General features: G+C 70.2%; 21 protein-coding genes and 1 pseudogene. 16 read left to right on the forward strand and 6 right to left on the reverse strand.

Annotated elements, in window-relative coordinates; translation table 11 throughout:
* The first annotated feature begins 115 nt into the window (after positions 1-115).
* The 6 genes from pdxT to F0L68_RS14440 are packed head-to-tail and all read left to right on the forward strand — an operon-like array spanning position 116 to position 3,472.
* Positions 116-736: a pyridoxal 5'-phosphate synthase glutaminase subunit PdxT gene (gene pdxT / locus F0L68_RS14415; RefSeq protein ID WP_438672283.1), complete on the forward strand. Its 621-nt coding sequence runs from the start codon at positions 116-118 to the stop codon at positions 734-736.
* Positions 737-793: 57 nt separating this feature from the next.
* On the forward strand, positions 794-1,546 hold the full coding sequence (locus F0L68_RS14420; protein WP_149850069.1) for a YebC/PmpR family DNA-binding transcriptional regulator: 753 nt from the start codon (positions 794-796) through the stop codon (positions 1,544-1,546).
* 45 nt (positions 1,547-1,591) lie between these two features.
* Positions 1,592-1,996, forward strand: a complete 405-nt coding sequence (locus F0L68_RS14425) for a nucleotidyltransferase family protein (protein WP_149850070.1) — start codon at positions 1,592-1,594, stop codon at positions 1,994-1,996.
* Complete coding sequence (gene hepT, locus F0L68_RS14430) at positions 1,993-2,418, forward strand: type VII toxin-antitoxin system HepT family RNase toxin (RefSeq protein WP_149850071.1); 426 nt, start codon at positions 1,993-1,995, stop codon at positions 2,416-2,418. The genes F0L68_RS14425 and hepT overlap by 4 nt, the downstream gene beginning before the upstream one ends.
* A 32-nt stretch (positions 2,419-2,450) precedes the next feature.
* Positions 2,451-2,972 (forward strand): DUF4262 domain-containing protein, encoded by a 522-nt coding sequence (locus F0L68_RS14435; RefSeq protein WP_149850072.1) that lies wholly within the window; start codon positions 2,451-2,453, stop codon positions 2,970-2,972.
* Entirely contained in the window at positions 2,969-3,472 is a 504-nt protein-coding gene (locus F0L68_RS14440) for a GNAT family N-acetyltransferase (RefSeq protein WP_223198790.1), read from the forward strand. The genes F0L68_RS14435 and F0L68_RS14440 overlap by 4 nt, the downstream gene beginning before the upstream one ends.
* On the opposite strand, the gene ku is transcribed toward F0L68_RS14440, so the two are convergent.
* The 4 genes from ku to F0L68_RS14460 all read right to left on the reverse strand — a co-directional run bounded on the left by ku (position 3,469) and on the right by F0L68_RS14460 (position 7,378).
* Positions 3,469-4,248 carry a non-homologous end joining protein Ku gene (gene ku, locus F0L68_RS14445; protein ID WP_149850073.1) on the reverse strand — a complete coding sequence of 260 codons (780 nt, stop codon included), beginning with the start codon at positions 4,246-4,248 and terminating at the stop codon, positions 3,469-3,471. The genes F0L68_RS14440 and ku overlap by 4 nt on opposite strands.
* 298 nt (positions 4,249-4,546) lie before the next feature.
* On the reverse strand, positions 4,547-5,248 hold the full coding sequence (locus F0L68_RS14450) for a glycoside hydrolase family 75 protein (protein WP_149850074.1): 702 nt from the start codon (positions 5,246-5,248) through the stop codon (positions 4,547-4,549).
* A gap of 123 nt (positions 5,249-5,371) precedes the next feature.
* Positions 5,372-5,818 carry a cupin domain-containing protein gene (locus tag F0L68_RS14455; RefSeq protein ID WP_149850075.1) on the reverse strand — a complete coding sequence of 149 codons (447 nt, stop codon included), beginning with the start codon at positions 5,816-5,818 and terminating at the stop codon, positions 5,372-5,374.
* A gap of 18 nt (positions 5,819-5,836) precedes the next feature.
* Complete coding sequence (locus F0L68_RS14460) at positions 5,837-7,378, reverse strand: GGDEF domain-containing protein (RefSeq protein WP_149850076.1); 1,542 nt, start codon at positions 7,376-7,378, stop codon at positions 5,837-5,839.
* 276 nt (positions 7,379-7,654) lie between these two features.
* On the opposite strand from F0L68_RS14460, the pseudogene ruvC reads away from it, so the two are divergent.
* The 9 genes and pseudogenes from ruvC to F0L68_RS14505 form a co-directional block, all read left to right on the forward strand.
* Positions 7,655-8,236 (forward strand): annotated as a pseudogene (ruvC, locus tag F0L68_RS14465) (crossover junction endodeoxyribonuclease RuvC); the annotation flags it as partial.
* Positions 8,237-8,346: 110 nt separating this feature from the next.
* Positions 8,347-8,946: a Holliday junction branch migration protein RuvA gene (ruvA, locus tag F0L68_RS14470; RefSeq protein WP_149850077.1), complete on the forward strand. Its 600-nt coding sequence runs from the start codon at positions 8,347-8,349 to the stop codon at positions 8,944-8,946.
* 45 nt (positions 8,947-8,991) lie between these two features.
* Positions 8,992-10,017, forward strand: coding sequence for a Holliday junction branch migration DNA helicase RuvB (ruvB, locus tag F0L68_RS14475; RefSeq protein WP_149850168.1), 1,026 nt, complete (start codon positions 8,992-8,994; stop codon positions 10,015-10,017).
* Between the two features lie 126 nt (positions 10,018-10,143).
* Positions 10,144-10,551 carry a preprotein translocase subunit YajC gene (gene yajC, locus F0L68_RS14480; RefSeq protein WP_149850078.1) on the forward strand — a complete coding sequence of 136 codons (408 nt, stop codon included), beginning with the start codon at positions 10,144-10,146 and terminating at the stop codon, positions 10,549-10,551.
* Positions 10,552-10,741: 190 nt separating this feature from the next.
* Entirely contained in the window at positions 10,742-12,520 is a 1,779-nt protein-coding gene (secD, locus tag F0L68_RS14485) for a protein translocase subunit SecD (RefSeq protein WP_149850079.1), read from the forward strand.
* A gap of 1 nt (position 12,521) precedes the next feature.
* On the forward strand, positions 12,522-13,787 hold the full coding sequence (gene secF / locus F0L68_RS14490; RefSeq protein ID WP_149850080.1) for a protein translocase subunit SecF: 1,266 nt from the start codon (positions 12,522-12,524) through the stop codon (positions 13,785-13,787).
* Positions 13,784-14,317, forward strand: coding sequence for an adenine phosphoribosyltransferase (locus F0L68_RS14495; RefSeq protein WP_223198791.1), 534 nt, complete (start codon positions 13,784-13,786; stop codon positions 14,315-14,317). Before secF ends, F0L68_RS14495 begins: the two co-directional genes overlap by 4 nt.
* An 84-nt stretch (positions 14,318-14,401) precedes the next feature.
* A complete protein-coding gene (locus F0L68_RS14500) occupies positions 14,402-16,756 on the forward strand; it encodes a RelA/SpoT family protein (protein ID WP_149850081.1) in 2,355 nt (784 codons plus the stop codon).
* A gap of 186 nt (positions 16,757-16,942) precedes the next feature.
* Positions 16,943-17,614 carry a cutinase family protein gene (locus tag F0L68_RS14505; RefSeq protein WP_149850082.1) on the forward strand — a complete coding sequence of 224 codons (672 nt, stop codon included), beginning with the start codon at positions 16,943-16,945 and terminating at the stop codon, positions 17,612-17,614.
* 64 nt (positions 17,615-17,678) lie between these two features.
* Here the strand turns inward: F0L68_RS14505 and F0L68_RS14510 are convergent, their stop codons facing one another.
* Positions 17,679-18,413, reverse strand: coding sequence for an SDR family oxidoreductase (locus F0L68_RS14510; RefSeq protein WP_188316580.1), 735 nt, complete (start codon positions 18,411-18,413; stop codon positions 17,679-17,681).
* A gap of 114 nt (positions 18,414-18,527) precedes the next feature.
* On the opposite strand from F0L68_RS14510, the gene F0L68_RS14515 reads away from it, so the two are divergent.
* Positions 18,528-19,382 (forward strand): helix-turn-helix transcriptional regulator, encoded by an 855-nt coding sequence (locus F0L68_RS14515; RefSeq protein WP_149850084.1) that lies wholly within the window; start codon positions 18,528-18,530, stop codon positions 19,380-19,382.
* 118 nt (positions 19,383-19,500) lie between these two features.
* On the opposite strand, the gene F0L68_RS14520 is transcribed toward F0L68_RS14515, so the two are convergent.
* Positions 19,501-19,860: a hypothetical protein gene (locus F0L68_RS14520; RefSeq protein WP_223198792.1), complete on the reverse strand. Its 360-nt coding sequence runs from the start codon at positions 19,858-19,860 to the stop codon at positions 19,501-19,503.
* Positions 19,861-19,911 lie beyond the last annotated feature (51 nt).

The following is a 19,911-nucleotide window of genomic DNA, read 5'->3' on the forward strand; positions in this document are numbered from 1 at the left end:
GCAGCGACACGCTACTAGCCGCGCAGGCCGGGACCGGGTGGGCCGCCACCCGGTCCCGGCCTGTTCAGCCGGGGGACATAGGCTGGTAAGCAGTACTTAGGGGAGGTTGTCAGCCGTGTCCATAGCCCAGCCCGTCGTCGGCGTGCTCGCCTTGCAGGGTGATGTCCGCGAGCACCTGGTCGCGCTCGCCGAGTGCGATGTGCTGGCCAGGCCGGTCCGCCGTCCCGAGGAGCTGGCCGAGGTGGACGGGCTGGTCCTGCCCGGCGGCGAGTCGACCACGATGAGCCGGCTGCTGGACACCTTCGAGCTGCTGGAGCCGCTGCGCGCCAGGCTCAAGGACGGCCTGCCCGCCTACGGCTCGTGCGCCGGCATGATCCTGCTCGCCGACAGGGCGATCGACGCGCGCGCCGACCAGCACCAGCTCTGCGCGCTCGACGTGGTCGTCCGGCGCAACGCCTTCGGCCGCCAGGTGGACTCGTTCGAAGCCGTCCTCGACCTCGCCGGGGTCGAGGACGGCCCGGTGCACGCGGTGTTCATCCGCGCGCCGTGGGTCGAGTCGGTCGGCGACAACGTCGAGGTACTCGCCAGGGTGCCCGAATCCCCGATCGCGGGCGAAGCCGCCGGTAGGATCGTCGCGGTTCGGCAGGGGCCCGTCCTCGCCACCGCGTTCCACCCTGAGCTGACCGGCGACGCGCGGGTGCACCGCCTGTTCGTGGAAACCGTCCGAGCTGCCTGAGCGGCGCCGCGGCATCGCGGCCCCGATCCGGACCCTCGGAGAGTTGACGGAGGAAAGATGAGCGGCCACTCCAAGTGGGCGACTACCAAGCACCAGAAGGCCGCCAAGGACGCGAAGCGCGGCAAGCTCTTCGCGAGGCTGATCAAGAACATCGAGGTCGCGGCGCGGACCGGCGGGAGCGACCCCGACGGTAACCCGACGCTGTTCGACGCGGTCCAGAAGGCCAGGAAGAACTCGGTCCCGCTGGACAACATCGAGCGGGCGCGCAAGCGCGGCGGCGGCGAGGAAGCCGGCGGGGCCGACTGGCAGACGATCATGTACGAGGGCTACGGCCCCAACGGCGTGGCCGTGCTGGTCGAGTGCCTCACCGACAACCGCAACCGCGCGGCCTCCGAGGTGCGCACCGCGATGACCCGCAACGGCGGTTCGATGGCGGACCCCGGCTCGGTGTCCTACCTGTTCAACCGCAAGGGCGTCGTCCTGCTGCCCAAGGGTGAGCTGTCCGAGGACGACGTGCTGATGGCGGTCCTCGACGCGGGCGCCGAGGAGGTCAACGACCTCGGCGAGAGCTACGAGGTGGTGTCCGAGGCCGGCGACATGGTCGCGGTGCGGACGGCGTTGCAGCAGGCGGGCCATGACTACGAGTCGGCCGAGGCGAACTTCCTCCCTTCGGTGAGCGTCGCGCTCGAGGCCGAGGGCGCGCGCAAGGTCTTCAAGCTGATCGACGCGCTCGAGGACTGCGACGACGTGCAGAACGTCTTCACCAACATCGACATCTCCGACGAGGTCATGGTGGAACTCGACGCCTGATCGTCGCGGCGGCTCGACAGGGGTGCACGAGGTACGGTTGGGGCCATGTCCGAATCGCGCGAGGCGTTCGAGCGACTCTGTGGTGCGGCGACCACAGGGGAGCTCGGTGTGCTGTGCCGACGATTCGGGGTGACTCTGCTGGTTGTGTTCGGCAGTGCTGTCCGACCGGACGGCACGCCGCGCGATCTGGATATCGCTGTGCGTTTTTCGAACCACTCCGACGTGCTCGGATTCCTTGATCAGGTCGGCGCGCTCGCCGGCACGATGCGCGTCGACCTGATGAATCTCGACCGGGCTGGTCCCGTGGCACGTGAGCAGGCGCTGGTCGGTGGAGTGGCCTTGTTCGAGGAACCGGTCGGGGCCTTTGCGCGGGAGCAGATGGCTGCGATCACGGAGCGGATGGACACCGACTGGCTGCGGAGGCTTGAACTCGAGCAGTTGGCTCGATGAACGTCAACCGGGACGTCGTGCACGAGCGCCTACGGCTGATGCGTGATCTCCTGACCGATCTTGACGAGATCGGTCAGGTGACTGTGGAGCGGCTTGGCGCGGATCGGATCATTCGGCACGCGATCGAGCGGATCGTCACTCAGCTCGTCGACCTGTCGGTGTCGATCAACAGCCACATCGTCGCTGCCACGCGAGGCGAGGTCCCCAGGACGTATCGGGAGTCCTTCGGCGCGTTGGCCGCTGTCGGCGCGATCTCCACCGATCTCGCACAGGAGCTGGCCCCCAGCGCGGGGCTTCGGAACGTCCTCACACACGAGTACGTCACCATCGATCTGTCCATCGTGGCCAGGGCCGTTCCACTCGCACACACTGGTTTTCGGCAGTATGTGGTCGAAGTGGCTCGCTACCTCCTGGCGGGGTAGGGCTTGCCTTTCCCGGTCCGCGTCCGGGCAGAATGGACCCCGTGCCGATTCAGGGGCTGACCGAAGAGGACCAGAGGCTTCGCGCCAGGCTGCTGCGCGACGCCGAGGAGCACGGCCACGCCGTGGTGCATGTCGCCGAGGATGACGAGGGCGCGCCGTACTCGTTCTCGGTCGGCGCGTGGCGGCGGTTCGGGGTGGCCGAGGCGGTCGTCGTCGGCCTGCCGGCCGAGATAGCCCAGGTGCTGATCGCCGCGTACGTCGAGCGGGCCAGCCAGGGGCACCGGTTCCTGCCCGGCCGGCTGTACCACGACTTCTTCGAGGGTGTGCCGATCACCTTCGAGCGGGTCTCCGGCGGCTACTACCCGGAGTTCTTCGGCAGCGCCTTCCTGCTCTACGGCAAGGGCGACTTCCCGGCCGTGCAGATCATCGTGCCGACGCCGGAGGGCGCGTGGCCGTGGCACCCGGCCGCGCCGGAGGGCTTCGCCGACTGGCAGCTCCTGCTCACCGCGAGCGGCAGACCCGAGAGCTGGACGCCGGGAGTGAACGGCCCGTGACGGCCCAGCCTGTGACGGTCCAGTCCGGGACGGTCCACATCGGAGCGTTGACCGCCGAGCACGCAGGCGAGGCGCTGACCGTGCAGCGGGCCGCGTACGTCACCGAGGCGCAGCGCTACTCGGCGCCCGACATCCCGCCGCTGACCGAGACCCTCGACGAACTGCGCGCGGAGATCGAGGCGTCCTCGGTGCTGGCGTTCGGCGCGTGGCTGGGGCCGAGGCTGGTCGGCGCGGTGCGCGGCAGGCTCGACGGCGACCGCATGGAGGTGGCCAGGTTCGTGGTGGCCCCCGACATGCAGGGCCGGGGCGTCGGCCGCGCCCTGCTCGACGCGATCCACGACGCCGTGCCGGCGACCGTGCGCACCCTGTGGCTGATCACCGGCGCGGACAGCGTGCAGAACCTGCGCATGTACGAGCGCGCCGGCTACCGCAGGGTCGCCGACCGGAAGGACTCCGTCGGCGTCGCCATCACCCTGCTGGAGAAGCAGCTGGGCCATTAGGTCCTGGTGGCCCTCGCCTGGTCGATGCTGTCGCGCAGCGCGGTGGCGAGGTCGACGTGCGTGTCCGCGTCGCGCGGCTCCGGGATGGCCGGCAGGTCCGCGCCGGCCGCCTTGGCCTCGATGAGCCCGGCGAGCGCGTCGCGGTAGCGGTCGGCGAACTCGCCGGGGGTGAACGGCGCGCTCATCGTCGCGACCAGCGAGGTGGCCATCGTCAGCTCGGCGGGCCGGACGGTGACGTCGCGGTCGAGGAAGGCGAAGTCGGGCACCCGGATCTCGTCTGGCCACAGCATGGTGTGCAGCACCAGCAGGTCGCCCCTGGTGTGCAGCGTCGCCAGCATCTCGCGCTGCCGCACGGTGATCCGGACGATCGCCATCCGCCTGGCGCGCTCCAGCGCCTGCCGCAGCAGCACGTACGCCTGCACCGCGGCGTCGTCCGGTTCGAGGTAGTAGCTGCGCCGGTAGTAGATCGGGTCGATGTCCTCCGGCGACACGAACTGCACCACGTCGATGGTGTGGCTGGTCGGGCTCGGCAGCCGCTCGAAGTCCTCCTGTTCCAGCAGCACCATCCGGCCGTCGTCGAGCTCGTAGCTCTTGGTGACGTCGGCCGCGTCCACCTCCTCGCCGCAGGAGGCGCACACCCTGCGGTGCTGGATCCGCCCTGCATCGGCCCGGTGCACATGGTGGAACCGGAGGTCGTGTTGGTCCACGGCGGCGAACAGTCGGACGGCGATGGTCACCTGTCCGACCGAGATCGCGCCTCTCCACGTTGCTCGCATACCAACTGACTACCGCCCCGCTTCGCGCGACACACCGTTAGTCACCTGGATGTCCCAACCGGCCGCGCGTTCGCCACGGGATGCTGCGCCGGGTGTCCCAACCGGCGGAGCCAGTCCGGCCACGCCAAGTGGAATACCGCCTCGATCGGCCGGTCGAATCGAGCCCGTGACGGTGATCCACGTCGAGGGCGGAGGCGGTCTCGCCGGGATTGCAGGGCCAGATCGCGATGCAGATCAGCCGCGACTCGGGTCAGTAGCGGCACTCGGTGGTGGGCGACGCCCACCACCAAGCGACCGGTCAGTTGTTGTTGATGAACTGCTGCGCCAGGCTCTGGCCGAGCGAGGTCGCCTTGTCGTGGTTCTCGATGGGGGAGACCTTCGAGTTCTGGAAGGCGATGTAGGTGACGCCGGAGTCGACGCCGCCGGTCTTCGGGTTCGGGTCGATGCCGAGGCTCACCGCCGTCGCGTAGGACGCCTCGCCGATGATCTTGTTCGGGCCGGTGTCGCCGACCACGGCGTAGGTGACCTTGTTGTTGTAGATCACCGCGACGACCGAGCCGCCCTGGATGCCCGACTTGCGGTAGTCCCAGATGGCGCTCGGGCTCGGCATCACCACGTACGGCAGCTTGGCCGCGTTCAGCGGCTTGCCGTCGGACTGCGGGAACGCCGTGTCCGGCTGGAAGCAGCAGTCGGTCTTCTCGTTGCACTGCGCGGTGCGCTGACCGTCGCAGTCGATGTCCATGTCTGCCTTGAAGAACACCGCGCCCTTCTTGCCGCAGACCGGGACGGTCGCCGGCGAGCCCTCGTCGGTCGCGTACTTGCCCTTGGAGATCTGGCTACAGCTAGTCAGTTTCGCCAGCAGCTCGCCGGCCGTTGGCGCCGCCGCGGCTTTCGCGGGGGCTTGTGCCGGGGCCGCCTGTGCCCCGGTGGAGACCAGCAGGGATGCGCACAGGGCGCACAGCGCCAGCAGTCCGGCGACGAGCCAGGAGAACTTGCGCATGGCCACCTCTCTCAGTTAGGAAACTTTCCATACTGTGGCGGCGGATCCCGAATATTGGCCCCCTTCGTCCGGAACGTCAACCCCGGCACGGACAGCTATGGCACGCCGCCCGACTCGCCGGGCTCAGGCCCGCGACAGCGCCCTGATCCTGGCCGCGTGCGCGGGATACTCGGCGCACAGCTCGTCGGCCCTGCCGAACTCCACGCTGTCGTCCTGGTAGGGCGGCACCACGACCGTGCCAACCAGGCTCCACTCGCCGAGCGTCTCGCTCGCCTGCCACACCCCGGCCGGCACCGCCACCTGCGGCCGCTGGCCGTCGCCGAGATCCATGCCGAGCACGGGTTCGGTCACGGTGCCGTCCGGGTGCAGCAGCAGCATCCGCACCGGCGCGCCGCCGTGGAAGGCGTAGATCTCCAACCGGTTCAGCCGGTGCACGCCCGAGAACTCCGGCGCGGCCAACAGGTAGTGGATCGCGGAGCACTCCGCGCTGCGCCAGCTCTGCGCCCAGCTGCCGCCCTCGACCGGAAGTTGTTGCAGGCCAAGGGCTTTGATGACCTCGTCGGCACGCATCCTGGCAGACCCTCCAGCTCAGTTGTTCGGCATCGACGCCGCGCCGTGCACGACGACGAGGCCCCTGCCGAGCCGCTTGGCGGCGTACATCGCCGCATCCGCCCTGCCGAGCAGCTCGTCCGCGGTGATGTCCGGCTCGCGCGTGCTCAGGTGCACGATCCCGATGCTGGCGTGCACTTCGCGCTGCTGGCCCTCGATCAGGTGCGGCAGCGTGAGCGTGCCGCGCACCCGCTCGCCGATCTGCTCCGGCGTGCTGTCGTCGCCGTCCAGCAGCACGCCGAACTCATCCCCGCCGAGCCGCGCCACCATGTCCACCGCGCGCACGCATCCCTTCAGCCGCGCCGCGATCGTGCGCAGCACCGCGTCCCCGGTCGCGTGCCCGAAGCCGTCGTTGACCGCCTTGAAGCCGTCCACGTCGACGAACAGCAGCGCCAGCGGCCGGCACGTGCCGTGCCGGCCAGCCACGGCGGCGGCCAGCCGCTCCTGGAACAGGCTCCGGTTGGCCACGCCGGTGAGCGGGTCGTGGAACGCCTGGTGCGCGAGCCTGCGCTGGCTGTCGTGCAGCCGTTCGAGCAGGCGGATGTTGTCCATCAAGGTGATCAGCTGGCGCAGGATCACCAGCACGATCACGGCGAGCCCGACGTAGATCTCCGTGGGACTCAGCGCGACCCCGGTCGCCGTGCCGACCACCACGAACAGGCAGGTCACCAGCAGCGGCAGATAGGGCACCACCAGGTGCAGCAACTGCCCGGTGCGCAGCCGGCCCTCGGGATACTCGCCGCGCGGCGTCCTGGTCGGCGCGACGGAGGCCAACGCGAACAGCACAGGGCAGGTCATGAAGCCCGCGTCCGCGAGCGGCGGGATCGTGCCGACGCCATGGTTGACCAGATAGGCGAAGATCCAGCCCGAGGTCGACTGCGCCACGAAGGCCAGCGCCACCAACAACATCGGCAGCCTGCGGATGGTGCGGTGCGTCCAGGACAGCACCACCAGGATCACGATCGCCACGAGGTAGGCGGCCGGGTGCGCCACGACCGCCGTCGCGAAGCCGGCGCCGTCGCGCTCCCAGGTCCGCACCATCGACTCGATCGCCGACGTCCAGGCGAGCACGAACAGCGAGCCGATGACGATCACCGTGTCCAGCACGATCACGGCGGGCCTCGGCCGCGTCTCGGCGCGGCCCTCGCCGCCGCCGTGCGCCAGCGTGACGATCCCGCACGTGGCGAGCACCGGCGTCATCAGGAAACCCAGCGGCGCCAACGTCGAGGACGGCAGCTGCACGCCGAGGATCTGCTGACCCCAGATCCACGCGGACAGTCCGACGGTCAGGCTCGCCATCGCCGCGCCGAACCACAGCCGCCACAGCCGCTCGGCCCCGTCGGCCCGGCGCGCGCCGCGCAGGAAGCCGATCATGGCGAGGACCGCGGCGACCAGCTGGAGCAGCTTGTCCGCCGCGACGGAGCCCTGCCGGCCGAAGGCCCCCGAGGACACCGCTAACACCGTGCCGACAAGCAAGACACCGGCGACGACGGTCACGGCGCCGAATCGTCGTTGGGTCATCGCTCCAGGTGGTGCAGTGGCTTGGTCGAACGGGGACCGAGCCACTGTAGTGAGGCCATGACTCTGTGTCGACCTTCGATCGCGGAGTTCGGTCACGCGGTCGCCGAGTTCGATCACGCGTCCCGTCGGCAGGACGTGCGTGTCAGGCGTGGCCGGCGCAGGCCGACCCCGTAGGATTCGAACGGATGTTCGTCCTGGTCGCCCCGACGCGGGCGGCAGGTGCGACGGACGAGTTTGCGGTCCGGCGGTTCGACGGTGGCGGGGGAGAGGGGCGGCGTGCGGGTGTTCGGCGTTGACCCGGGGCTTACCCGGTGCGGGTTCGGCGTCGTCGACGGCGGGGCGGGCCGCACGGTCCGTTGCGTCGCGGTGGACGTCGTCCGCACGCCGGTCGATGCGGACCTGGCCATCCGGCTGCTCCAGCTCGCCGACGCCGTCGAGGTCTGGCTGGATCGCTACCAGCCGCAGGCGGTCGCCGTTGAGCGGGTGTTCAGCCAGCACAACGTGCGCACCGCGATGGGCACCGCGCAGGCCGGCGGCATCGTGGCGCTGGCCGCGGCGCGGCGTGGGCTGCCCGTCGTGTTCCACACCCCCAGCGAGGTCAAGGCCGCCGTCACCGGCTCGGGCCGGGCGGACAAGGCGCAGGTCACCACGATGGTGACCAAGCTGCTCGGGCTCGTCGAGGCGCCGAGGCCCGCCGACGCGGCCGATGCCCTCGCGCTGGCCATCTGCCACCTGTGGCGGGCGCCGATGCGCTCCCGGCTGGAGGAGGCGAGGGCGCAGGCGGCCGACCTGGCCAGGAAGCACAAGGCCCGGCTGGCCGCGGCGGCGCGCGCCTCGGCGGCCAAGGCGGCCGTGCAGTCCGGCCAATCGGCCGCGAAGGCCGGAGCAGCAAAGGCCGTGGGCGCGAAATCCGTCGGCGCGAAGTCTGTTGGTCAACCATCACGTCAACGATCTGGAGGTGCGGGCCGGTGATCTCCTCGGTGCGCGGGCCGGTTCTCGCCGTCGGACTGGACCACGCGGTCATCGAGGTCGGCGGGATCGGGTTCGCCGTGCAGGCCACCCCGACGACCCTGGCCACGCTGCGGCGCGGCGAGGAGGTCGCGCTGGCCACCGCGTTGGTGGTGCGCGAGGACTCGCTGACGCTGTTCGGCTTCGCCGACGCCGACGCCCGCGAGCTGTTCCGCCTGCTCCAGACCGTGTCCGGGATCGGGCCGAGGCTCGCGCTCGCGACGCTGGCGGTCCTGGAGCCGGACAAGCTGCGCGCCGCGCTCGCCGACGGCAACATCACCGTGCTCACCCAGGTGCCCGGCATCGGCCGCAAGGGCGCGGAGCGGCTGATCATCGAGCTGCGGGACAAGGTCGGCGCGCTGCCGGCCGCCGAGGGCGGCCCTGTCCCGACCGAGGGGCGCGGGCAGATCCGCACGCAGGTCACCGAGGCGCTGCTCGGCCTCGGCTTCCCGGCCAAGCAGGCCGAGGCCGCCGTGGACGGCGTGCTCGCCGAGAACGGCGTCTCCGACACCTCGGACGCGCTGCGCAGGTCGCTGGCCGTCCTCGGGCGCAAGCGGTAGGCGCGGGTGGACACCGTGGCGGACGAGTCCGGCTGGGACGAGGACATGCTGTCGGCGCTGGCCGAGCCGACCGAGCGCGACGACGAGTCGACGCTGCGGCCGAAGCGGCTCAGCGAGTTCGTCGGCCAGCCGAGGGTGCGCGAGCAGCTGGAGCTGGTGCTGGAGGGCGCGCAGCGGCGCGGCCAGCCGCCGGACCACGTGCTGCTGTCCGGCCCGCCCGGCCTCGGCAAGACCAGCCTGTCGATGATCATCGCCGCCGAGCTTGGCAGCGCCATCCGGATCACCTCGGGGCCCGCGCTGGAACGGGCGGGCGACCTCGCCGCGATGCTGTCCAACCTGGTCGAGGGCGACGTCCTGTTCATCGACGAGATCCACCGCATCGCCCGGCCCGCCGAGGAGATGCTGTACCTGGCGATGGAGGACTTCCGGGTCGACGTGGTCGTCGGCAAGGGCCCCGGCGCGACCAGCATCCCGCTGGAGATCGCGCCGTTCACGCTGGTCGGCGCGACCACCAGGTCGGGGCAGCTGACCGGGCCGCTGCGCGACCGGTTCGGCTTCACCGGCCACATGGAGTTCTACGAGCCGCACGAGCTCGAGCAGGTGCTGCGGCGCTCCGCGACCATCCTTGGCGTCGACCTGCGGCCCGAGGGCGCCGAGGAGATCGCCGGCCGGTCCAGGGGCACGCCGAGGATCGCCAACCGGCTGCTGCGCCGGGTCAGGGACTTCGCCGAGGTGCGCGCCGACGGCGAGGTCACCAGGGAGGTGGCGCGGGCCGCCCTCAAGGTCTACGACGTGGACGACCTCGGCCTCGACCGCCTTGACCGGGCGGTGCTGTCCGCGTTGGTGCGGTCCTTCGGCGGCGGGCCGGTCGGGGTGTCCACCCTCGCCGTCGCCGTCGGCGAGGAGCCGACCACCGTCGAGGAGGTCTGTGAGCCCTACCTCGTGCGCGCCGGCATGCTGGCCCGCACCCCGCGCGGCCGGGTCGCCACGGCGCTCGCCTGGGCCCATCTCGGGCTGACGCCGCCGCCGCAGGCACCCGGCGAGGGGACGCGCTGGCCGCCGGTGGAGTGAGGCGGGGCACACTGGTGAGGTGCGCCGATGCGTGGCCACCTGGGTGGACCTGGCACACTCGATGGCAGGCACGCAGAAATACCGGACGTTTCAGCACCAAAGCGGCGTCCCGCCGAACGGAGAATGATGAACCTCTCGTCCCTGATGTTCCCCTTGCTGCTCGTGCTGCTCGCGGTGCCGCTGTTCCTGAGCGCCCGCAAGCAGAAGCGCGCCGTGGCGGAGCAGCAGCAGTTGCAGAACTCGCTGGAGCCCGGCACCCGGGTGATGACCACCTCCGGTCTGCACGCGACCGTGGTGAGCACCGAGGACGACGCCACCATCGACCTGGAGATCGCTCCCGGCGTGGTGACCACCTGGGTTCGCGCCGCCGTGCGTGAGCGGATCGTCACCGACGTCGAGGAGACCGTCGTCGAGGAGGAGGTCGTCGAGCCGGTCGTCGCCGACGCGGCCCCCGAGCACGTCGCGACCGAGCAGGTGACCGCGCCCGAGCACGAGGCGGCGGCCGAGCTGGAGCACGACAAGACCAAGAGCTGAACCCACTTCTGCACGGTTGGGTCACGGTTGGGCAAAGCTGACTCCCGTCAGTGACGCTCGCCTCACACCGTGCGGGGTACAGTGCGCCCTCGCCCGCATCGACACTTGTGGGTGAGGGCGCACGGCCGTGACCAAGACCGGTTTCGGCCGCGCGTCAACAACAACGGATGCTTGAGGAGACGGACGGACCGTGGCACCTCCGGCCGGGCAAATCCGCCCTGCGCGTTATCTCGCGGGCTTTGCCCTTATCGTGGTCGCGCTCTACGCATTGGTGTTTCTCACCGGTGACCACCAGTTGAAACCCAAACTGGGCATCGACCTCCAGGGCGGCACGCGGGTCACTTTGACCGCTCGCACCCCGGACGGTAAAGACCCGTCCAAGGAAGCCCTTGACCAGGCTCGGCAGATCATCGAGCAACGGGTGAACGGTCTCGGTGTCTCTGGCGCGGAAGTCGTGGTCGACGGCAGCAACGTGGTCATCACGGTGCCCGGCGAGCAGGGCGACCAGGCCAAGAGCGTCGGCCAGACAGCCAAGCTCGGGTTCCGCGCGGTGCTCGGCCAGCCGGTCCCGGCGCAGGCCCAGCCAACGCCGAACACCCAGTCGAGCACGCCACCGAGCGGCACCCCCTCCTCAGGCAGTCAGCCATCGGGCTCCTCGACGACGCCCTCCGCGGGCTCGCAGCCGAGTTCCGGCGCGCCGCAGGGCCGTCCCGCCCCGGCGCTGGAGCAGGCCGGCAGCAGCACCCCGCCCGCGCCGAGCAGCGGGGCGAGCACCCCGCCCACGAGCGGCTCGGTTGCGCCGAGTTCGCCCGCCCCGAGCAGCAACGGCGTCGACCCCAAGGTCGCCGAGGAGATCGCGCAGGCCAAGGCGCTGCGGCAGAGCACCGACCCGCAGATTCAGCAGCAGGCGCTCGCCCTGTTGAGCTGCCAGGTCGACCCCAAGCACCCGGACCCGCTCGCCGGCAACGACGACCCGAACCTGCCGCTGGTCACCTGCGACAAGGACGGCCAGTTCAAGTACGTGCTGGACAAGGTCTTCCTCGACGGTGACCAGGTCTCCAGCGCCTCGGAGGCGGCCGACCCCAAGGGCGCGGGCTTCGTGGTGAACCTGAACTTCAACGGCAACGGCACCAAGGTCTGGGGCGACTTCACCTCGGCGAACGTCGGCAAGCAGGTCGCGGTCGTGCTCGACACCAGGGTGATGTCCGCGCCGAGGATCAACGAGGCCATCCTGGGCGGCAACACCCAGATCAGCGGCAAGTTCAGCATGAAGGAGGCGCAGGACCTGGCCGGCGTGCTGAACTTCGGCAAGCTGCCGCTGTCCTTCACCTCCTCCGAGGCCGAGACCGTGTCCGCGTCGCTCGGCGCGGCCTCGCTCAAGGCCGGTCTGATCGCCGGCGGCATCGGCCTCGCGCTGGTGTTCGTCTACTGCCTGATCTACTACCGCGCGCTCGGCGTGCTCACGATCCTCTCGCTCGGGTTGTCCGGCGTGATCGTGTTCGGCGTGCTGGTGCTGCTCGGTCGGTGGGTCGGGCTCTCGCTGGACCTCTCCGGCATCGCGGGCTTCATCGTCGCGATCGGTATCACGGCCGACTCCTTCGTCGTGTTCTTCGAACGAATGAAGGACGAGGTGCGCGAGGGACGCACGTTCCGCTCTGCGGTGCCGCGCGCCTGGGTCAGGGCGCGGCGGACGATCCTGTCCGCCGACGCGGTGAGCTTCCTGGCCGCCGCCGTGCTGTACGTGCTCGCGGTCGGCCAGGTGCAGGGCTTCGCCTTCACCCTGGGCATGTCCACCGTGCTCGACCTCATCGTGGTCTTCCTGGTGACCCACCCGCTGGTGGCGCTGGCCTCGAAGTCCAAGTTCTGGTCCAACCCGAAGTTCTCCGGCCTCGGCGCCGTGCAGCGCTCTGGCGCAGCCCAGCGTGCCGCCGCCGCCAGCAGCCGGCCCGCCGTCGCGAAGGAGGCCTGACATGTCCACCCCAGACAACGGGATCAAGGCCGACTCCGGGACCTCGGCGGACCAGACGCCCGTCCGGAGCGCCGCACCGGCCGCCAAGGAGAGCTGGTTCCACAAGCTCTATGTCGGCTCCGGCGCGTTCGACATCATCGGCAAGCGCAAGCGCTGGTACACGTTCTTCGCGCTGCTGATCCTGGTGTGCATCGGCTCGATCGCGATCAAGCACTTCAACCTCGGCATCGACTTCGAGGGCGGCACCCGGATCCAGCTGCCGGCCGCCAGCGCGTCGGGCCCGATCACGGTCGACCAGGTCAAGAGCATCTACCAGGACGCCATCGGCAAGCAGGCGGCAGCGGTGCAGAGCGTCGGCTCCGGCTCCTCGGCCAGTATCCAGATCCGCTCGGACGCGCTGAACACGGTGCAGACCGCGAAGCTCAAGGGTGAGCTGACCGACAAGCTGCACCCCAACGGCAACGTCAGTGACAGCCTGGTCAGCGCGACCTGGGGCGGTGAGATCTCCAAGCAGGCGCTCATCGCGCTGATCGTGTTCCTGGTCCTGGTGACGATCTTCCTCTCCGTCTACTTCGAACGCGTGATGGCGATGGCCGCGCTCGCGTCCGTGGTGAGCGTCGTGATCATCACCGCCGGCATCTACTCGCTGGTGGGCTTCGAGCTGACCCCGGCGACGGTGATCGGCCTGCTGACCATCCTCGGCTTCTCGCTGTACGACACGGTCGTGGTGTTCGACAAGGTCCGCGAGAACACCAGGGGCCTGCTCGGACTGACCAGGCGGGACTTCCCCGAGGCGGCCAACCTCGCGGTCAACCAGACGCTGATGCGGTCGATCAACACCTCGCTGATCGCGCTGCTGCCGGTGCTCGGCCTGCTCGTCGTCGGCGCAGGCGTGCTCGGCGTCGGCACGCTCCAGGACCTGGCGCTGGTGCAGCTCACCGGCATCCTGACCGGCACGGTGTCGTCCATCTGCCTGGCCACGCCGCTCGCGGTGGACCTGAAGATGCGCGACCCGAAGTACCAGGCGCAGGCCAAGCGCGTCGCGGCGCGCAAGGCGACCCTGGCCCGCCGGGCCGCCGCGGGTGCAGCCGGTGACGTGGAGTCCACCGACGACGAGACGCTGGACGCCGAGCTCCGCGAGGAGAAGGCGTTCGCGGCGGCGGCCGGCGTGCCGGCCCGCACCCCGAGGGCGTCGGACGCACGACGCGGCGCAGGGCGGCCGACCGGCCGATCCTCGGCGCGCCCGACCGGCAAGAAGCGGCGTTGACGAACGCGGTCACGACCCTGGACGGCGCGCTCGGGCTGATCAGGGAGGTCCCCGACTTCCCTCAGCCCGGCGTGCTGTTCCGGGACATCAACCCGGTGCTGGCCGACCCGGCCGCCCTGCGCGTGCTGGTCGACGCGCTGGCCGCCACCGCCGACCCGGTGCCGGACGTGGTGCTCGCCCTCGAGGCGAGGGGCTTCCTGCTCGGCGCGGCCGTGGCGTACTCGCTCGGCCTCGGCGTCGTTCCCGTGCGCAAGGCGGGCAAGCTCCCCGAGGTGGCGCACCGGGTCGACTACGCCCTCGAGTACGGCACCGCCACGTTCGAGCTGCCGGCAGGCGTGCTGCGGCCCGGCCAGCGGGTGCTGGTGGTCGACGACGTGCTGGCCACCGGCGGGACCGTCGAGGCGGCCTGCGAGCTGGTGGAACGCGCCGGCTGCTCGGTGTCCGGTGTGTCCGTCGTGTTCGAGATCGGTGCCCTCGGCGGTCGCGAGCGACTAGTCGGGCGGAAGGTTTCGGCGCTACTGGGCGTGTGAACCCGCGCGTTCATCGCCCCGCGGGAAGTTTGACTGCTCCGACAGGGTTATTCTCGGTATCCGGGTCGCAGCCGTGATTCGGACATGGTGCGTCGGCCACGCCAGTCCGGCCGACGCCCTAGCAGGCCGGGAGCGTGGTTGAGCCAGGACACGGAACCCGCCGCGGCGCCGCAGCCAGTACCTGCGAGGCAGCCGTCGGCAACCAGGCGCGTCCGGGCCCGCCTTGCCCGCCGGATCACCGCGCAGCGCGCGGCCCCGGTCAAGCAGGTGCTCGAACCGCTCGCCGCCGTGCACCGGGAACTGCACCCGAAGGCTGACCTCGCCCTGCTCCAGAGCGCCTACGACGTCGCCGAGGAGAAGCACCGGGCGCAGCGCCGCAAGTCCGGCGACCCCTACATCACCCACCCGCTGGCCGTCGCGACGATTCTAGGCGAGCTGGGCATGGACACCACGACGCTGGTCGCCGCGCTGCTGCACGACACCGTCGAGGACACCGACTACTCGCTTGACCTGCTCCGCGAGGACTTCGGCGACGAGGTCGCGCACCTGGTCGACGGGGTCACCAAGCTCGACAAGGTCCAGCTGGGCGCCGCGGCCGAGGCGGAGACCATCCGCAAGATGGTCATCGCGATGGCTCGCGACCCGCGCGTGCTGGTGATCAAGCTGGCCGACCGGCTGCACAACATGCGGACCATGCGGTTCCTGCCGCCGGAGAAGCAGGCCCGTAAGGCCCGCGAGACGCTCGAGGTGCTGGCCCCGCTGGCGCACCGGCTCGGCATGGCCACGGTGAAGTGGGAGCTGGAGGACCTGGCGTTCGCCATCCTGCAACCCAAGAAGTACGACGAGATCGTGCGGCTGGTGGCCAACCGCGCGCCGTCGCGGGAGATCTACCTCAGCGGCGTGACCACCGAGCTGTCCGGCCAGCTCGACGCGGCCAGGATCACCGCGAAGGTCGAGGGCAGGCCGAAGCACTACTACTCGATCCACCAGAAGATGATCGTGCGCGGCCGCGACTTCGACGACATCCACGACCTGGTCGGCGTGCGCATCCTGGTCGACGAGGTGCGCGACTGCTACGCGGCGATGGGCGTCGTGCACGCGCTGTGGCAGCCGATGCCCGGCCGGTTCAAGGACTACATCGCCCAGCCGCGCTTCGGCGTCTACCAGTCGCTGCACACCACCGTGATCGGCCCGGACGGCAAGCCCCTCGAGGTGCAGATCCGCACCCAGGACATGCACCGGACCGCCGAGTACGGCATCGCCGCGCACTGGCGCTACAAGGAGACCAGGGGCACCCACAACGGCAAGGGCGTCGAGGTCGACGAGATGGCGTGGATGCGCCAGCTGCTCGACTGGCAGCGCGAGGCCGCCGACCCCGGCGAGTTCCTCGAGGCGCTGCGCTACGACCTGGCCACCAGGGAGATCTTCGTCTTCACGCCCAAGGGCGACGTCCGGACGCTGCCGGCCGGGTCGACGCCGGTCGACTTCGCCTACGCCGTGCACACCGACGTCGGGCACCGGTGCATCGGCGCGCGGGTGAACGGCAGGCTCGTCGCGCTGGAGCGGAAGCTCGAGAACGGCGAGGTCGTCGAGATCTTCACCTCGAAGGCCGAGGGCGCGGGTCCAAGCCGGGACTGGCTGTCCTTCGTCGCCTCGCCGAGGGCCCGCGCCAAGATCAAGCAGTGGTTCGCCAAGGAGCGCCGCGAGGAGGCCATCGAGGCCGGCAAGGACACGATCGCCAAGGAGGTCCGCCGGGTCGGCCTGCCGTTGCAGCGGCTGGTGTCGGCCGACTCGATGGCGGCGCTGTCGCGAGAGCTGCGCTACCCGGACGTCAGCTCCCTGTACGCGGCGGTCGGCGAGGGACACACCTCCGGCCGGCACGTCGTGCAGCGGCTCGTCGCGCTGCTCGGCGGCGTCGACCACGCCGAGGACGAGCTGGCCGAGCGGTCCACGCCGTCCACGGTCACGCATCGGCGGGTCACCGGCGACGCTGGTGTCGTGGTGAAGGGCGCCACCGACATCTGGGTGAAGCTGGCGCGCTGCTGCACCCCGGTGCCCGGCGACGACATCCTCGGCTTCGTCACCAGGGGCGGCGGGGTGAGCGTGCACCGCACGGACTGCACCAACGCCGACGAGCTGTTGGCCTCGCCTGAGCGGCTGCTCGAGGTGGAGTGGGCGCCGTCGTCGTCCTCGGTGTTCCTGGTGGCCATCCAGGTCGAGGCGCTGGACCGGCACCGGCTGCTCTCGGACGTGACCAAGGTGCTCGCGGACGAGAAGGTGAACATCCTGTCCGCGTCGGTGACCACCTCGCGGGACCGGGTCGCGGTGAGCCGGTTCTCCTTCGAGATGGGCGACCCCAAACACCTCGGCCACGTGCTGAAGGCGGTGCGCAGCGTGGAGGGCGTCTACGACGTCTATCGCGTCACGTCCGCGTCCTGATCGGCTCGCCGGATATTCGGGAAATCGTCATTGTAATTGTGGTCGATGAAATCCCGATGAAACGTTACTCCTTTCGGCTCGCATCACTTCGAGATCTGGTGTCCCGTGGCGAATGCGACTAACGTCCGAAACCGCTCAGCGCGCCAGGTTTCATATCTGGCCTAGTCACATGAGTGGGGAGTCGGGATGAGAAAGATTGCGGCCTTGCTGGCCGGCCTTCTGGCGTCGACAGGGCTTGCCCTGATGGCCGCGCCCGCCGCGCACGCAGCTTCGTGCGACGGCACTTACACGATCGTGGTCGGCGGATACACCGACCGCGATTCGACGATCTTCTACAGTCCATCCAACAGCATCAGCCAGCGCGTCGGATATTCGGCCGAGCTCAACAGCCAGAGCGCGCGGCAGGGCGTCGACGAGCTGAACCGGCTGATCCGCGACCAGCGCGCGGCCTGTCCCGGCCAGCACGCCAAGGCTATCGGGTTCTCCGAGGGCGCGGCGGTCGTGCACATCTGGGTCACCGAGAACTGGCAGAGTTTCGACAACGTCAACGCGGTGCTCATCGCCGATCCCAAGCGCAATCCCAATGGCCTCGGCGGAAACGGGCTCGCTGGTCAGGCGCCTTCTGTCATTTTCGGCCCGATCGTCGGCTACCCGCTCGTCGGTGTCGACAGTTTCTTCGGCAACGTGCCCACCGTGTCGCTGTGCGCCGACGACATCATCTGCGACGAACTCGCGCCGTCGGGTTGGATCGGATACGCGCAGCACAAACACACGGAAAACTACAGCTTCAACGTCGACAACTACTCCGATGACGGCGTGGGGCAGTGGTTCGACGGCCAGTACTACCCCGATCGGTAGACAGCGCGTATCGCGGTGCGCGACCCCGGCGAAAGGCCGGGGCCGCGCACCGCGGTGATAGTGACTAGAGGATGGCGCCGCCGTCGACGTGGATGACGGACCCGCTGACGAAGGTGTTGCCGAGCAGATGCAGCACGGTCGCGGCGATATCGTCGGGCTGGCCGATCCTGCCGACCGGCGTCGCTGCGGCGACCTGCTCGAACAGCTGCTCCCTCGCCTCGGCGGGGATCCCGTCCCACAGCGGGGTGTCGACCATGCCGGCCACCACGACGTTGACCCGGATCGGCGCGAGCTCCACCGCCAGGGCACGACCGAGGCCGCCGATGCCGACGTTGGCCGCCCCGGTGATCGACATCCCCGCGTACGCCTTGTAGCCGCTTGCGCCGGCGAGCAGGGTGATCGAGCCGTTCGGGGCGAGCTTGCGGCCGGCGTGCCGGACGCACAGGAACTGCCCGACGATCTTGGTGTTCAGGCAGGCGAGGATGTCGGCCATCGGCAGGTCGTAGACCGAGCCGTTGGCCATGTCGCCGGGGCAGACCACCAGGTGGTCGAGGTCCTCGACGGGGGAGAAGAACGCGGCGACGTCGGCCTCGTCGGTGACGTCGACCGTGCGGGTGCTGACGCCCTCGCCGAGCTCGGCGCGCAGCGCGGCGAGCTTGGCCGCTGACCGCGAGCCGACGGTGACGGCCGCGCCCGCGGCGACCGCCTGTGCGGCCACCGCGCGGCCGATGCCCGTGCTGCCGCCGATGACGACGACGTGGGATCCGGCCAGGGTCTTGGAAATGGTGTCGGTGGACAAGACGGCTCCAGAGTTCGTGCTTGGTTGGATGACTCAAGACTCGTCCGGGATGATCGGGTTAACCAGGCGTCGTTGACGCTGGTAGTGGCAGTACCACCCAGGCCGAGGAGACCGATGGCGACGACGGAACGACAGCGGCGCGAGCTGGCCGCGTTTCTGCGCAGCCGCCGGGAGCGCCGCGACCCCGTCGACTTCGGCCTGGTCCCCGGCCGCAGGCGGACGCCGGGGCTGCGCCGCGAGGAGGTCGCGACGCTGGCCAGCGTCAGCATCACCTGGTACTCGTGGCTGGAGCAGGCCAGGGACATCCGCGTGTCGGCGGACGTGCTCGCCAGCCTGGCCAGGGCGCTGCACCTGGACCCCGCGGAGACCGAGCACCTGTACCAGTTGGCCGGCCACGTGCCGCCCGGCGCGGTCGCCGAGCCGGTGCCGGAGGTGGCTGCACAGCACCGGCTGCTGCTGGCGAACCTGGAGCCGAGCCCGGCGTTCCTGTCCAACCGGCGCTTCGACGTGTTGGCCTGGAACCGCGCGCACACCGTGCTGTACGGCGACTTCGCGCGGCTCGCGCCCGCCGACCGGAACATGCTGTGGCTGCTGTTCACCGATCCGGCCCAGCGGGCGCTCGCCGTCGACTGGCCGGCCGCCGCGGCCTACGGCGTCGGCCTGTTCCGGTCGCAGGCCGGGGAGTTGTTGTCCAGCCCGGAGTTCGTCGCGCTGGTCGAGCGGCTGCTGGCGGCAAGCCCTGAGTTCCGCGAGCTGTGGGAGCGCCGCGACCTGAGCTCGTTCGTGCCGGCCAGCCAGGAGTGGAACCACCCGCTGCTCGGCCGGGTCGCGTTCGAGTACGTGAAGATGTACGCCGCCGACGAGGACCGGACCCTGGTGGCCCATCTCGTCCGACCGGGGTCGGAGCTGGCGACGCGGCTGGCAGAACTCATCGCGGCGGATTCCGCCGTCGAGAAACCGGGATCGTGATCGCGACCGTTTCCGGTCGATCATTGTTGGTCGAGTTCGTCGATCGGTGCGAATCGACAAACGGATAGGTCGACGGGAGTCAGTCGGCGTGTTCGGCGATTGTGCGGCAGGCCCGCGCTCAGCGCCGCCCGACGAACTCGAGCGTCGTCATCGGCGGGGGTGGCTGGTACCAGCGGAGGGTGGGATTACCGTCCGGCCCCGGACGGAGCGGGCCGTTGTCCTTGTACCAGTCCGGCCGGTTCGCGGCGAGCCAGCCGTTCATCTCGCGGTAGATGTCCACGTCGTCCACCCAGGCCGCCGTGCGGGTCGCCGGCCGGTCGACGATGTTCCCGATCTTTCCGATGTCGAGTCGCGTCATCGTGTGCCCCTCGCGCCAGAAACCGCGCGTCACGTACTGGAACCCGTCGCCGCGCGTCCAGATGAACGACAGGTCGACGCTCCGCACGTACACCATGGATCGCGGTCGGACAGGGGCCACTACATCCCCTTCCCGGTTCCGTAGCAGTCCCCGCAGGTCGTGCCGTCCCGC

It is taken from the genome of Solihabitans fulvus (assembly GCF_008386585.1).
GTDB lineage: Bacteria > Actinomycetota > Actinomycetes > Mycobacteriales > Pseudonocardiaceae > Solihabitans > Solihabitans fulvus.

What these genes read in the sequence shown, in the direction of transcription:
- F0L68_RS14420 (WP_149850069.1), top strand. Translation starts at nt 794, where the DNA reads ATGAGCGGCCACTCCAAGTGGGCGACTACCAAGCACCAGAAGGCCGCC.
- F0L68_RS14425 (WP_149850070.1), top strand. Translation starts at nt 1,592, where the DNA reads ATGTCCGAATCGCGCGAGGCGTTCGAGCGACTCTGTGGTGCGGCGACC.
- hepT (WP_149850071.1), top strand. Translation starts at nt 1,993, where the DNA reads ATGAACGTCAACCGGGACGTCGTGCACGAGCGCCTACGGCTGATGCGT.
- F0L68_RS14435 (WP_149850072.1), top strand. Translation starts at nt 2,451, where the DNA reads ATGGACCCCGTGCCGATTCAGGGGCTGACCGAAGAGGACCAGAGGCTT.
- ku (WP_149850073.1), bottom strand. Translation starts at nt 4,248, where the DNA reads ATGCGAGCAACGTGGAGAGGCGCGATCTCGGTCGGACAGGTGACCATC.
- F0L68_RS14450 (WP_149850074.1), bottom strand. Translation starts at nt 5,248, where the DNA reads ATGCGCAAGTTCTCCTGGCTCGTCGCCGGACTGCTGGCGCTGTGCGCC.
- F0L68_RS14455 (WP_149850075.1), bottom strand. Translation starts at nt 5,818, where the DNA reads ATGCGTGCCGACGAGGTCATCAAAGCCCTTGGCCTGCAACAACTTCCG.
- F0L68_RS14460 (WP_149850076.1), bottom strand. Translation starts at nt 7,378, where the DNA reads ATGACCCAACGACGATTCGGCGCCGTGACCGTCGTCGCCGGTGTCTTG.
- ruvB (WP_149850168.1), top strand. Translation starts at nt 8,992, where the DNA reads ATGCTGTCGGCGCTGGCCGAGCCGACCGAGCGCGACGACGAGTCGACG.
- yajC (WP_149850078.1), top strand. Translation starts at nt 10,144, where the DNA reads ATGAACCTCTCGTCCCTGATGTTCCCCTTGCTGCTCGTGCTGCTCGCG.
- secF (WP_149850080.1), top strand. Translation starts at nt 12,522, where the DNA reads ATGTCCACCCCAGACAACGGGATCAAGGCCGACTCCGGGACCTCGGCG.
- F0L68_RS14500 (WP_149850081.1), top strand. Translation starts at nt 14,402, where the DNA reads ATGGTGCGTCGGCCACGCCAGTCCGGCCGACGCCCTAGCAGGCCGGGA.
- F0L68_RS14505 (WP_149850082.1), top strand. Translation starts at nt 16,943, where the DNA reads ATGAGAAAGATTGCGGCCTTGCTGGCCGGCCTTCTGGCGTCGACAGGG.
- F0L68_RS14515 (WP_149850084.1), top strand. Translation starts at nt 18,528, where the DNA reads ATGGCGACGACGGAACGACAGCGGCGCGAGCTGGCCGCGTTTCTGCGC.